11 protein-coding genes are annotated in these 13,340 nt (G+C 74.8%); 3 read left to right on the forward strand and 8 right to left on the reverse strand.

Going from position 1 to position 13,340, the window contains the following annotated elements:
• Positions 1-42 precede the first annotated feature (42 nt).
• Entirely contained in the window at positions 43-777 is a 735-nt protein-coding gene (locus IE332_RS00480; RefSeq protein WP_189913027.1) for an NUDIX hydrolase, read from the reverse strand.
• Complete coding sequence (gene nth / locus IE332_RS00485; protein WP_189913028.1) at positions 774-1,787, reverse strand: endonuclease III; 1,014 nt, start codon at positions 1,785-1,787, stop codon at positions 774-776. The genes IE332_RS00480 and nth overlap by 4 nt, the downstream gene beginning before the upstream one ends.
• A 119-nt stretch (positions 1,788-1,906) precedes the next feature.
• On the opposite strand from nth, the gene IE332_RS00490 reads away from it, so the two are divergent.
• Positions 1,907-2,533, forward strand: coding sequence for a response regulator transcription factor (locus tag IE332_RS00490; protein ID WP_189913029.1), 627 nt, complete (start codon positions 1,907-1,909; stop codon positions 2,531-2,533).
• Positions 2,534-2,558: 25 nt separating this feature from the next.
• Here the strand turns inward: IE332_RS00490 and IE332_RS00495 are convergent, their stop codons facing one another.
• The 6 genes from IE332_RS00495 to lanKC all read right to left on the reverse strand — a co-directional run bounded on the left by IE332_RS00495 (position 2,559) and on the right by lanKC (position 9,588).
• Complete coding sequence (locus IE332_RS00495; RefSeq protein WP_189913030.1) at positions 2,559-4,289, reverse strand: ATP-binding cassette domain-containing protein; 1,731 nt, start codon at positions 4,287-4,289, stop codon at positions 2,559-2,561.
• The gene (locus IE332_RS00500; RefSeq protein WP_189913031.1) at positions 4,286-6,166 is read right to left on the reverse strand and encodes an ABC transporter ATP-binding protein; all 1,881 of its coding nucleotides are present in this window, start codon (positions 6,164-6,166) and stop codon (positions 4,286-4,288) included. Before IE332_RS00500 ends, IE332_RS00495 begins: the two co-directional genes overlap by 4 nt.
• Before the next feature lie 191 nt (positions 6,167-6,357).
• The gene (locus IE332_RS00505; protein ID WP_189913032.1) at positions 6,358-6,471 is read right to left on the reverse strand and encodes a SapB/AmfS family lanthipeptide; all 114 of its coding nucleotides are present in this window, start codon (positions 6,469-6,471) and stop codon (positions 6,358-6,360) included.
• An 80-nt stretch (positions 6,472-6,551) separates the two neighbouring features.
• Positions 6,552-6,668, reverse strand: coding sequence for a SapB/AmfS family lanthipeptide (locus tag IE332_RS00510; RefSeq protein WP_189913033.1), 117 nt, complete (start codon positions 6,666-6,668; stop codon positions 6,552-6,554).
• Positions 6,669-6,746: 78 nt separating this feature from the next.
• Positions 6,747-6,863 carry a SapB/AmfS family lanthipeptide gene (locus IE332_RS00515; RefSeq protein ID WP_189913034.1) on the reverse strand — a complete coding sequence of 39 codons (117 nt, stop codon included), beginning with the start codon at positions 6,861-6,863 and terminating at the stop codon, positions 6,747-6,749.
• A gap of 139 nt (positions 6,864-7,002) precedes the next feature.
• On the reverse strand, positions 7,003-9,588 hold the full coding sequence (gene lanKC / locus IE332_RS00520; RefSeq protein WP_229928182.1) for a class III lanthionine synthetase LanKC: 2,586 nt from the start codon (positions 9,586-9,588) through the stop codon (positions 7,003-7,005).
• Between the two features lie 511 nt (positions 9,589-10,099).
• Between lanKC and IE332_RS40500 the strand changes: the two genes are divergently transcribed.
• Positions 10,100-10,801, forward strand: coding sequence for an ABC transporter ATP-binding protein (locus IE332_RS40500; RefSeq protein ID WP_229928183.1), 702 nt, complete (start codon positions 10,100-10,102; stop codon positions 10,799-10,801).
• A 4-nt stretch (positions 10,802-10,805) separates the two neighbouring features.
• Positions 10,806-13,340 (forward strand): ABC transporter permease, encoded by a 2,535-nt coding sequence (locus IE332_RS00530; protein WP_189913036.1) that lies wholly within the window; start codon positions 10,806-10,808, stop codon positions 13,338-13,340.

Consider the following 13,340-nt stretch of genomic DNA (forward strand, 5'->3'; position numbering starts at 1 on the left):
ACACCCTCCCACGCCCCGGCGACCGGGCGGGCCGACGGCCGGTCACGAGGCTCCGGCGTCGCCGCCCGGCAGGGCGCGGGAGTGTTCGAGGTCGCCCTGGACCAGCGCCAGCGCGTCGTCCGAGAGGTCGACGATCCGGGACGGGTCCCAGGGCAGCTCCAGCCCGCTGTGGTGCAGCACCCGGTCGATCACCCCGGCGGTGAAGCCCCAGACCAGCCGCCCGGCGACCGCGAAGGCCGGACCGACGTGCCCGGACGGGTGGCGCAGCCGCACCCGGTTCGCCGGGTCGGCCAGGTCGGAGATCGGCACCCGGAACACCGCGCCGGTCTCGCCCCGGTCCACCGGGCGCACCGGCGACTCCTCGCGCCACCAGCCGAGCACCGGGGTCACCACGAAGCGGCTCACCGGGATGTACAGCCGCGGCAGCTCGGCGAACACCTGCACCCCGGCCGGGTCCAGACCGGTCTCCTCCCAGGCCTCGCGCAGCGCCGCCGCGATCGGGCCCGGGCCGTCCGGGTCGCCGTCCTCCGGGTCCAGCGCGCCGCCCGGGAAGGACGGCTGGCCGGCGTGCGAGCGCAGCGACCGGGCCCGCTCGATCAGCAGCAGGTCGGGCCCCTCCGGGCCCTCGCCGAACAGCATCAGCACGGCCGCCGCCCGGCCGCCGTCGCCCGGCGGCAGGAACCGGCTCAGCTGCTCCGGCAGCACCCGCTCGGCCGCCTCCCGGACCGGCTCCAGCCAGCCGGGCAGGTCGTCCCGCTCGATCCCGCGCACGGTCATTCCGCCACCGCCGAGTCCGCCACCGCCAGGTCCGACACCGCCGGGTCCGCCACCGCGAGGTCCGCGACCTGCCCGTGGTGGGCCACGGCGTCCGCGCGGGCCGCCGCCTCGCCGGGGAAGTCCGCCGGGGGCCGCAGCCGCTGACCGGGCTGGCCGCCCATCTCGTACTTGAGCAGCTTGCGCGCCTTCTCCGGGTCGGTCACGCCCTCGCCGTACGCGGGGCAGAGCGGCGCGATCGGGCAGGCGCCGCAGGCGGGCTTCTGGGAGTGGCAGATCCGGCGGCCGTGGAAGACCACGCGGTGCGAGAGCATCGTCCACTCCGACTTCGGGAAGATCTCGGCGACGGCCGCCTCGACCTTCACCGGGTCCTCCTCGGCGGTCCAGCCGAACCGCCGGGCCAGGCGGCCGAAGTGGGTGTCGACGGTGATCCCCGGCACCCCGAAGGCGTTGCCCAGCACGACGTTGGCGGTCTTGCGGCCGACGCCCGGCAGGGTCACCAGGTCGGCCAGGCGGCCGGGGACCTCGCCGCCGAACTCGTCGCGCAGCGCGATCGAGAGGCCGATCAGGGACTTCGCCTTGTTCCGGAAGAACCCGGTCGGGCGGATGATCTCCTCCAGCTCCTCCGGGTTCGCCGCCGCCATGTCCTCCGGCGTCGGGTACGCCGCGAACAGCGCGGGGGTGGTCTGGTTCACCCGCAGGTCGGTGGTCTGCGCCGACAGCACGGTGGCCACCAGCAGTTGGAAGGGGTTCTCGAAGTCCAGCTCCGGATGCGCGTACGGGTACAGCTCCGCCAGCTCGCGGTTGATCCTCCGGGCCCGCCGCACCATCGCCAGGTGCGACTCGGGCTTCCTCGGCTTCACCGCGGGCTTCGCGGCGGACTTCACGGCGGACTTCACGGCGGACTTCACGGCGGGCTTCACCGCCGACTTCCCCGCGGGCTCCACCGCCGCCTTCTTCACCACCGGTTCGGCCTTCGGCGCCGCCGCTTTCCGGACCTTGCTCTCTGCCATGCACGAAGGCTACGCCGACCGGCCCACCGCTCGGGCGTGATCAAGCGGAAGCGGGCTTGGCCAGGGCGTGTTGTCTAATGAAGTCTTCGCGTGGCAGTTGCCTGACAGGGGGAGTGCTGATGATCAGGGTCCTGTTGGCCGAGGACATGAGCATGGTGCGCAGCGCGCTGATGGCGCTCCTCGCGTACGAGGACGACCTGGAGGTCGTCGCCGACGTGGACCGCGGGGACCTGGTGGTGCCGACCGCGCTGGAGGTGCGGCCGGACGTCGCGGTGCTGGACATCGACATGCCCGGGCTGGACGGGCTGCAGGCGGCGGCCGAACTGCACGAGAAGCTCCCGGAGTGCGGGACGCTGGTGCTCACCGGGCTGGCCAGGCCCGCGTACCTGCGCAGTGCGCTCTCCGCCCACGTGCTGGGCTTCCTCGGGAAGGACGCACCGGCCGAGGAACTGGCCGCGGCGATCAGGAAGGTGGCCGCCGGGGAGCGCGCCGTCGACCCGGAACTGGCCCTGGCCGCGCTGGGCGCGCGCGAGAACCCGCTGACGCCCAGGGAACTGGACACCCTGCGGCTCGCGGCGGAGGGCGACTCCGTCAGCGAGATCGCCGCCCGGCTCTTCATCTCGGCGGGCACCGCCCGCAACCACCTGGCCGCCGCGGTGTCCAAGACCGGGGGGCGCAGCCGGGTGGACGCGATCCGGATCGCCGAGGAGATGGGCTGGCTGTCGACCGGGCCCCGGCTCGGCTGACGCCGGGCGGCGGCGCGTCCGCCGTTCAGCGGGCTCCGGCGGGACGCCGCCAGTGGCCGGTGAGGTCGCGGTAGAGGCCGGAGCGCGCCAGCAGTTCCTCGTGGCTGCCCGCGACGGCGTCGGTGCCGTCCATCACCAGGACCCGGTCGGCCCGCAGCGCCGAGCTCATCCGGTGGGCGACGACCAGCAGGGACCCGGGGCGGCGGAGGAACGCCTCCTCGGCCCGGGCCTCGGCGGCCGGGTCCAGGTGGCAGGTCGCCTCGTCCAGGACGACCAGGCCGGCCGGGGACAGGTAGGCGCGGGCCAGCGCGATCTGCTGGCGTTCACCGGCCGAGAGCGCGTCCGGCGCGATCCGCGCCCGGTAGCCGCCGAGTCGTTCGACCAGCCGTTCCAGGCCGATCGCGGCCACCGCCCGGTCCACCTCCTCGGGCCCGGCGTCGGGGGCGAGGTAGCGCAGGTTCTCGTCCAGGGTGCCGGTGAAGACGTAGGCCTCCTGGGGGATCAGGACGCGGTGACGGGCGAGTTCGACCGGGTCGGCCGGCAGCGGGCGCCCGCCGAGGCGCACCTCGCCGCCGGTCGGGCGGAGCAGTCCGGCGATCAGACCGGCCAGGGTCGACTTCCCGATCCCGCTGGGACCGACCACCACCAGGTGCTCCCCCGGGCCGATCGTCAGGTCGAGGTCACGGACCACCGGCTCGGCGCCGGGGCCGTAGGCGAAGCTGACCCCGCTCAGCTCGACCCCGTACGGGCCGGGCGCGCGCGGCGCGGGTCCGGCCGCCCGGGCGGCGGGCTCGGGCGGGGTGGACTCCATGATCCGCCGCAGGGTGACGGCCAGCCGTACGCCGCTGCCGCCCAGGCCCTGGACCAGGGTCTGCAGAGCGGGCTGGAGCCCCTGCATGACGTAGGTGACGGAGCCGAGCAGCGCGCCGGCCGTCACACCATGGCCGGTCAGCCAGGAGGCCGTGGACAGCAGCAGGACCAGGGGGAGCCAGCCGCCGACGGCCAGCACCAGGGTCCGGTTGGCGGTCAGCCGGGCGACCCGGCGCGCCGCCAGGGCCTGCCGCTCGACCGCCGCCGCGAGCCGGTCACCGGTCCACCGCTCGGCTCCGGCGGCGGTCACGTCGCGCAGGCCGCCGATGACGGCGCCCGCCTCGGCGGCGAGCCGCTCGTCGGCGAGCAGCAGCTCCCGCTGGGCGCCGGTCGTACCGCGGAGCATCAGTGCCAGCAGGCCCGCGGCGGCCAGCAGCGGCGGCAGGACCACGACCAGGACCAGCGGCTCCAGGAAGCACATGCCCAGCAGGGCGCCTCCGACGCTGAAGACGAACCGGCGGACGACCATGGTCATCCCGGCGTACGCCTCGCGGACGATCTCCACCTGCTGGGTCAGCCGGGCCACGCCCGCGGTGTCGGGCCGGCCGGGGGCCGTCCGCGCCGAGCGCAGTCCGCCGGTGACGACCCGGCGGACCAGGTCGTCCCGCAGCGGCTCCACCAGGGCCGCCAGCCGCGGGTAGACCTGGCGGGTCGCCCAGGCGCCGACGAAGACGGCGACGCCGAGCAGGGCCAGGTGGACCATGCCGACCCCCGGACGGCCGGCCCCGAAGCCGGCGTCCACCGAGCCGGCCACCAGACGGCCGGCGGCGAATCCGGGCAGCGCCTCGACCGCCGACCACAGCGCCAACTGGGCGACCACGCGCGGGCGTCGGCGCAGCGGGGCGAGGAGTTCGGTCCGGAGGGAGACCCCGGGTGTCCGGTTCACGCGCCCACCTCGGCGGGGCTGGTGCGGGCGGCGGCTCCGCGCTCGTCGGCGGGTCCGTCCCCGGTGGCGGGCCCGTCGTCGCCGGCTGGGCGGTCCTCGTCGGCGGACCTGTCCTCGTCGGCGGGCTGGTCGGGGCGGAAGACGGCCCGGTACTCGGGCAGGGCCCAGAGCTCCTCGTGCGGGCCTACCCGGCGGATGCCGCCACCGTCCAGCCAGGCCACCAGGTCGCACCGGGCCGCGGTGGAGGCCCGGTGGGCGACGATCAGCCGGGTGCGGTCGGCCAGTTCGGTGGTGAGCGCGGTGCTCACCTTGAACTCGGTCACGGTGTCCAGGCTGGAGGTCGCGTCGTCGAGCACGAGGACCCGGCCCCGGTGCGCGAACGCCCTTGCCAGCCCGAGCCGTTGGGCCTCGCCCCCGGACATCGGCACCTCTCGCGGGTCGGTGCGGTAGCCCTCCGGCAGACGCTCCACGAAGGCGTCGATGCAGGCCGCCGCCGCGGCCCGGGAGAGCCTGGGCCGGTCCGCCTCCGCCACGTCGTCGAGGGCGATGGCCTCGCCGAGCGTGCGGCCCAGCAGGGCCGGGCGTTCGAAGGCGTACCCGACCGCGCCGCGCAGCTCCTCGTGCGACAGCTCGGGCAGCGGCACCCCGTCGAGCAGGACGGTTCCGCCGTGCGGGTCCGTCAGTCTGCCCGCCACCGCGGCGAGCAGGGACTTGCCGGTTCCGGAGCGGCCCACGATCGCGAGCGAGGTCCCGCCCGGCACGGTGAGGTCGAGGCCGTCCAGCAGGGTCTGTCCGCCCACCCGGACGGTCACCCCGCGCAGTTCGAGCCGGCCGGGGCCGGCCGGGAGCGCCCCGGTGCCGTACGCCGCGGCGGGCTCCGCGAGCACCTCCCGGATGCGTCCGCCGCCGGCCCTGGCGCGGGCGAGCCGGCCGAGGTACATCGCGGTCATGCCGAGGCCGGCGCCCAGGCCCGCGTACCGGGAGGCCGCCAGCATCTCGCCCGGGGTGACCCGGCCGGCGGCCAGCCCGAAGCCGGCCACCGACAGCACGGCGACCTCCAACAGCGGTACCAGCAGCGCGTTCTGGGCCGCGACCTTGGTCTGCGCCCGCCAGAAGCCGTGGCCCAGACCGCTCAGTTCGGGGAGCGGGCGCAGCACGCGCTCCGCCTCCCGGTCGGTGGTGCCCGCCGCCGCGATGGTCCGCATGCCGCCCAGGGCCTCGACGAAGCCGGCCGCGACGGCGCCCTGGACCTTCTGGTAGCGGGCGATCAGGGCGGACATGTCCTGGGCGTACGAGCGCAGGAAGAAGACCAGGGCGGGCATGCCGACCAGGAAGGTCAGGGCCAGCCAGGGGTCGATCAGCCAGAGCGCGACCACGCTGGTGAGGGTCGGCAGGACGGAGAGCGCCGCCCAGACGGCGGCCTCCGCGGCGGCGCCCGCGTCGGCGGCGCCGCCGATCAGCCGGGCGGTGAGGTCGCCGGGGTCGAAGCGGGCGGTGGCCCGGCCGCCGAGGGTGAGCAGGTGGGCCAGCTGGGCCCGGCGCAGCCAGGCCGTGCCGGCGGCGGAGCTCCGGCCCGCGGCGAGGTCGGACAGCACCTCGCAGACGATGAACACGACGATCACCGCCGTGCAGGTGGTGATCCGGCCGTCGTCCGTCCGGCCGGCCATCGCGCTGTCCACGGCGGAGCCGACCACCGCGGGCAGCAGCACCTGGGCCAGCACGCTGCCGAGGGCCGCGAGCACCAGGACGAGGGCCCAGCCGCCGGTGCGGCGTACCACGCTCAGCAACAGCCGGTCGGCGGCGCGGCCGATCACGGGCTCGGCGTGGCCGGCCGGCGGCGCGGCACGGCCGGCCGCCGCCGGGGAGTCGGTCGTCACTCTGCCCCTCCGGATCGTCGCGATGGACTGTGGGTGCCGCGGTCGCGGCGGTCGTACGGTCGCAGCGGTCGCAGCGGTCGTGCGGGTGGAGCCGTCGTACGGGTGGAGCAGTGAAGCGCGCCGGCCTCCCGGTCCTGGGCGGGATCCCGCCCAGGACCGGGAGGCCTAACCGACTAGTGGTTCAGTCGGCGTCAGTTGCACCACAGCCAGCTGGAGTTCGAGCAGTCGGTGCTCTTGCCGCTGTCCATCGGGGCCATCTCCTCGGCCTCGGGAAGCTCCATCACCTGAAGGTCAAGCAGCGCCATGGTCCTGTCCTCTCTCTCGTGTGTCGTGCGGTGTCAGTGAAGCCGTGCGGGGGTGTGCCGACCCGACCCGGAGGTCAGGGTCAGTTGCACCACAGCCAGCTGGAGTTCGAGCAGTCGGTGCTCTGACCGCTACCCATCGGGGCCAGCTCCTCGGCCTCGGCCGGAAGCTCCATCGTCTGCAGGTCGAGCAGCGCCATGGTCCTGTCCTCTCTGGTGTGTCGTGCGGTGTCAGTGAAGCCGTGCGGGGGTGTGCCGACCCGGCCCGGAGGCCAGGGTCAGTTGCACCACAGCCAGCTGGAGTTCGAGCAGTCGGTGCTCTGACCGCTACCCATCGGGGCCAGGTCCTCGGCCTCGGCGGGCAGCTCCATCGTCTGCAGGTCGAGCAGCGCCATGGTTCTCTTCCTTTCGCTGGATATCGGTTTCGCCCTGGCGGGCACCCTTCCGGGACCGGAAGGGCAGTCTGTGGGGGCGCACGGGCGGGTACCGGTTCGGGCGGCGCGCGCCCGTGCGCCGGTCTGGGTGGCCGGTGGCTCAGGAGGTCCGGGCCGGCCCGAGGAACGGCAGGTGGACCGGGGTGTCGCCGAGCGCCGAGCCGAGGGCGAGCAGCACGCCCGCGGAGCCGGTGGCGAGGTCCATCGACAGCCGGAGCAACTGCTCGCCGGGGTAGGCGAGTTGTCCCTGGTAGGCGAGCGCGTGCAGGGACAGCGCCCTGATCTGCGCCGCCACGTCCGGGTCCTCGGACGGCCGCGGGAGCCGGGACGTCTCGACGAGGTGCTGCAGGATGCCGGCCCGGCCGTTGAACAGGCCGGACAGGACGTAGTGCTCGGACTGCGAGGAGATCCGCACGCCGTCGGCGGCGACGCGGAGCCGCTCGTCCTCGCGGTGCGCGAGGTAACGCTCCAGGACGATCCCCAGGCCCGCGCTGCCGGTCGCGAGGTACGGCATCGAGCGCCAGCCCTCGTTGACGTGGACCGCGCCGTCGGCCCGGGTCAGGCAGCGGCGCACGTCCTGGTGCAGGGCGGTGGCGGCCAGGTCCAGGTAGGCCTGGTCGCGGGTCTGTTCGTACAGCCGGACGAACATCAGGGCGGGGCCGGCGGAGCCGCGCATCAGCCCGGCGTGCGGATGGCGTCCGCCGCTGGTCTCGGGCACGGACTCGGCGCCGCCGAGCTGCCCGGCCACCAGGTCGGCGGCCCGGAGGGCGGCCTCCCGCAGCGTGGACTCGCCGGTGGCGTCGGCGAAGTGCGCGAAGTTGAGGGCGAGACCGGACAGTCCGCTCTGCAGGTCGGTGCCCAGGCGCTCCCAGCCCTCGGCGAGGCAGAGCTCCAGGACCTTCAGCGCGTCGGCGCGGTGGCCGAGCCGGTCGAGCGTGTGGGCGACGCCGTGCAGGCCGTCGTAGAAGCCCAGCCGGGCCCGCGCGTCCTTGCGCAGGGCGCGGTCCAGCAGCCACTGCTCGTGCTCCGGGAAGCGGCCGACGCCGGTGGCGTCCAGCGCGTACAGCACCCCGGCGGCGCCGTGGGCGAGGTTGAGCCCGCCGGTGCTGAACTGCTCGACGTCGCCGGGGAACAGCCGGTCGTCGCGGTCCGGGGTGGCGCTCGCCAGGATGGCGCCGGCCAGCGAGTCGCGGGTGGCGGTCCAGGCGGACCGGTCCGGCGTCGGCAGGGGCAGGACGGCCGGGTCGAAGACCGTCGCCGGGGTGCCGGTGGACGGCCGTGCGGGCCGGCCGGATCCGTCGGCCGGGCCGAGGATGTCGCGCACCGCGGCGTCGAGGAACTCGCGCGGCACCGGGAACCGCTGGGCGATCTCGTCCGCCAGGTGCCGGGCCTTGCCCAGGCTCTGCCGGAGCATCGCGGTCAGCGGCATGAACATCGCGAGCCTGATGCAGCCCAGGGCGTAGTGGTCGACGGCGAAGCCGGTCCGGTCGCGCGGCGCCGCGTAGGCGGGATTGCCGAGCGCGGGCTTGGTCTCCGCCTCCACCGGGGCCGCGACCTCGTAGTCGATCAGCGCGACGCCGCCGTCCGGACGGACCATGACGTTGAAGGGGTGCAGGTCGCCGAAGACGACGCCGCGCCCGTGCACCGCGTCGACCGCCTCCTCGACGGCCCGGCAGATCCCGAGCGCCCAGTCGGTGTACTCGGCGATCTCGGCCGGGTCCGTCCGGGAGCCGTTGTACGGGTAGCGGCGGCCGAAGAACTTGTTCAACGGCTGGCCGTCCAGGAACTCCTCGACCAGGAAGTGGTGGTCGCCGACCACGAAGTAGTCGATCACCTTGGGCACGACGCTCAGCCCGGCGAGCCGTTCGAGGATGTCCCGCTCGTGCCGGAGCCGCTCGACCGCGTCCTTCCCGTCGTTGGTCAGGCCCGCGTAGGCCCGCGCCTCCTTGAGCACGATCTGCGCGCCGGTGCGGGTGTCCGTGCCGGTGTAGAGGCCACCGCCGTTGGAGAAGTGCAGCGCCTTCTCGATCCGGTACGGCAGGTCCTCGACGGTCTCCCGCTTCCGGGCCGCCAGCTGGGGGGCCAGGAAGTCCGGCAGCTCCACCCACTCGGGGACGTGGAAGACCGGCTCGCGCAGGTCCGGCACCAGGGTGCCGTCGGGCGCCTCGACGGCCTGGACGAGCGCGCCCTGCTCGGAGAGCGTGTGCCGCTCGGCGAAGCCGCCGTACCGCACGTAGAGCGGGCCGTCGTTCCAGCGCAGGTCGCTCAGGATGTACGGGCCGGCCTCACCGCCGATGCGCCCGTCCAGCGCGTCCAGCACGGACTTCAGCTGCGCCTCGTCGCGAGGGTAGACGGTGACGAGCTTTCCGCTGGCGCCCCGGTGCGCGTACTTCATGTTCCGGGTCTGCAGGATGTGCCGGCCGGCGAGGTGCTTGAAGGGGATGCGCTCGGCGTAGCAGTGTTCCGCCACCGCGTCGAGGATCCGGTCGGCGTTCTGCTGCCGGCCGGAGGTGTGGATCTTCCAGCCCTGCTTCGGCAGCGGCTCGCCGCCCTCGGGGCGGAAGACCACCCAGTCGCCGTGCGGGATCCTGCTCCAGCCCTCGGGCACCGGCCGGCCGGTGAGGGCGAAGTCGAGGCCCTCCTCCTTCAGCCCGGTGGGCGAGTCGAAGAAAGTCGGATCGGCCATACAGTACACGTCGTAATGCTTGGACATTCGCCACCCCCGTGACTTCTCCGAAAAACGTCGAATGGATCCGAATGACTCGGAAGGAATCGGCGGAAAACATCGGCCGGGAAAATCGGCCGCGCCGACGGAACCACGGACGGCGGCACGGGGAGAGTCGGTCGACCCGTTTCCCGCCGGCCCGTGTTTGATTACTTCGAACAAGGTCGATCCTTGCACCCGAACGGGACTTTGGCCACGCCGTACTCCATGGAACGGCCCATGCGATTCGCATGGACTGCTCCATGGATTGCCCATCCCGGGCCGCTCCGGGCCCTTCCCCGGCGGCCGGACGGCCCGGCCGGACGGGTCCGGCCGTTACGCCGGTGAGCGGATTTGGCTAGGCTGGCCGCCGATAAGGGGCAGGGCGGCGCACGAGGAGGGGATTCCCGTTTTCTCGCGGACTGCGGATTCCAGCGATCCGGAACAGACCCATTCCGTTTCCGACCCGGACCCCGCGGTCCGGCTCGACGGGGTGACCAAGGTGTACGGGCAGGGGGCGGGGGCCGTGCACGCCCTGCGCGGGGTGTCGATGGAGTTCCGGCGCGGCGGGTTCACCGCGGTGATGGGACCGTCCGGGTCCGGGAAGAGCACCTTCCTGCACTGCGCCGCCGGGCTCGACCGACCGACCACCGGACAGGTCCGGCTGGCCGGCCAGGACCTGGCGGCGCTGACCCCGAACGAGCTGACGGTCCTGCGGCGCCAACGGATCGGCTTCGTCTTCCAGGCCTTCAACCTGCTGCCGTCGCTGACGGTCGAACAGAACATCACCCTGCCGCTGCGGCTGGCCGGGCGCCGGGCGGACAAGGCCTGGCTGGCGGAGATCGTCGAACGGACCGGTCTGGGCGAGCGGGTGCGGCACCTGCCCACCCAGCTGTCCGGCGGCCAGCAGCAGCGGGTGGCGATCGCCCGGGCCCTGGTGACCCGGCCCGAGGTGGTCTTCGCCGACGAACCCACCGGCGCGCTGGACAGCACCACCGGGACGGAGGTCCTGCGGCTGCTGCGGCACGTGGTGGACGGGATGGGCCAGACCGTGATCATGGTGACCCACGACCCGGTCGCCGCCTCCTACGCGGACCAGGTCTACTTCCTCGCCGACGGCGCCTTCGCCGAGGTCCTGGACGGGCCCACGCCCGAACGGGTCGCCGAACGGATGACCCTCCTCGGAAGGCGCTGACGACATGCTCCTGCTGGCCTGGCAGACGGTGCGCGCCCGGAAGGCGGGCTTCGCCGGCGCCTTCACCGCGCTCGCCTTCGCCCTCGTCCTGACCGCCGCCTGCGGTGTCCTGCTGGAGTCGGCCCTGCGCACGGACCAGCCCACCGAGCGCTACGCCGCGGCCCCGGTCGTGGTCGGCGACTCGACCAGGATCCCCGACGCCGGACCGCTGGTCGCCAAGCTGGCCGAGCTCCCCGGCGTCACGGCCGCCGTCCCGGAGGTCTCCTTCCCGGCGGCCGTGATCACCCCGGACGGGAAGGTGCTGTCCGGCCCACAGGGCGGCCCCTCGCTCGGGCACTCCTGGACGAGCGCCGTCCTGGCCCCGTTCCGGCTGACCTCCGGCCGCGCTCCGGCCGGGCCCGACGAGGTGGTCCTGGACGCCGCCACGGCCGCCCGCGCCGGAGTCCCGGCCGGCGGCACCGTACGGCTGGCCACCACCTCGGCGCCCCGCAGCTACACCGTGGCCGGACTGGCCTCGCCGCCGCGGGAGCTGTCCCGCCAGAGCGCGCTCTTCTTCAGCCCCGAGCAGGCCGCCCGGCTCGCCGGGACGACGACCGGCGCGAACGCGATCGGCATCACCGCCGCGGAGGGGACCGACCCCCGGGCGCTGGCCCAGCAGGCCGGTCAGGCGGTGGCCGAGGCCCGGCCGCAGAACGACGACGACTCGTCCGGGCCCCGGGCGCGCACCGGCGACGAGCGCGGCGAGCTGGAGTTCTACGCCGCTCCCGGGCCCGGGGACGGCCTGTCCTCGCTCGCCGGGACGATGGGCGTGCTGTCGCTGTTCGTCTCGGTCTTCGTGGTGGCCGGGGCGCTCGCGCTCTCCGTCCAGCAGCGGATGCGCGAGATGGCGCTGCTGCGGGCGGTCGGCGCCACCACCGGCCAAGTGCGCCGGATGATCGCGCTCGAGACGCTGGTGCTGACCCTCGCGGCCGCGGTCGTCGGCGTCCCGCTCGGGATCGGCCTGGCCGCGCTGCTGCGGGGCGAACTGGTCGACCGCGGGGTGGTCAGCTCGGACGTGCCGCTGCACGTCGGGCCGACCGCCCCGCTGATCGTCCTCGGCGGCGTCCTCGTCACCGCGCAGCTGGCCGTCTGGGCCGCCGCGCGCCGGGCCTCCCGGGTCGAACCCACCCAGGCACTGCGCGACTCCTCGGCGCCGCCGCCCGGCATCGGCCGGCTGCGCACCGGGCTCGGGCTCGCGACGCTCGCCGTGTGCGGCGCGGTGCTGGCCGGCTCGACGGACGACCGCGGCGGCGCCGGCACCGCCGAGGGCATGGTGCTGGTGCTGCTGCTCGGGGTCGCGCTGATCGGTCCGCTGATCGGCCGGGTCGCCAGCGCGACAATCGGCGGGCCGGTGGGCCGGCTCTTCCCGGTCGCCGGGTTCCTCGCCTCCGCCGCCCTGCGGGCCCAGCCGCGCCGCTTCGCCGCCGCCGTCACCCCGCTGGTGCTGGCGGTGGCCTTCACCGGCACCGTGCTGTTCGTCCCGGTCGTCAAGGCGCAGGCCAACGTGGCCGAGGACGGCCGACGGCTGCTGGCCGACCATGTGGTCCAGGCGGGCGGCATCGGCCTGCCGGTGGAATTCACCGACGCCGTACGGAAGTTGCCCGGCGTCGGGGCGGCCGGCAGCCTGGTGTCCGGCTTCGTCATGGTGTCCGGCGGCTCCGCGGACACCGCCGGCAGCCACGGGGTGGACGCCCGGATCGTGGACCCTCAGGGGCTGGAGCAGTTGGTCGACCCCGGGGTGACGGCCGGCTCGCTGGACCGGCTGCGCGGCGAGACCATCGCACTGGGGCAGCAGACCGCCTCCCGCCTCAAGGCCGGCGTCGGCGCCACGGTCCGGATCCGGTGGGAGGACGGCAGCGACAGCACCGCCTCGGTCGTCGCCGTCTACGACCGGGACGCGCGGTTCGCCGGCGCGCTGCTGCCCGCCGGCTTCGCCGCCGCCCACACGCCGGACCCGCTCGCCCCGACCGTGCTGGTCCGCACCGCCCCCGGAGCCGACCCCCGGCAGGTGGGCCGGGAGCTCCAGGGCCTCACATCGGCCTACCCGATGGCCAGGATCAGCGACCGGGCCGACTACGACGCGGCGCGCCGGCACCAGCAGGAGGCGGCCTCCGCGGTCGGCCGGCTGCTGCTCGGCATGATCAGCCTGTTCACCGCGATCGCCGTCGTCAACACCCTGGTGATGGCCACCACCGAGCGGCTGCGCGAGTTCGCCCTGCTGCGGCTGGTGGGCACCACACCCGCCCAGGTGCTGCGGATGATGGCCTGGGAGGGCGGGATCACCGTCGCCGTGGCGCTCGCCCTCGGCGCGGCGGTCACCGCGGCCGTCCTGGTGCCGGTCAGCCTCGCGCTCACCGGGACGGCCTGGCCGTCGCTGCCGGGGAGTTGGGAGGCCGCGGTGCTGGGCGGGGCGGCGCTGCTGGGGGTGGGCACCGTCCTGCTGACCACCCGGCTGGCGCTGCGGCGGGAACCGGTCGAGGCGATGGGAACGCGCGAGTAG

This window comes from Kitasatospora xanthocidica, from assembly GCF_014656195.1.
GTDB classification, from domain to species: domain Bacteria; phylum Actinomycetota; class Actinomycetes; order Streptomycetales; family Streptomycetaceae; genus Kitasatospora; species Kitasatospora xanthocidica.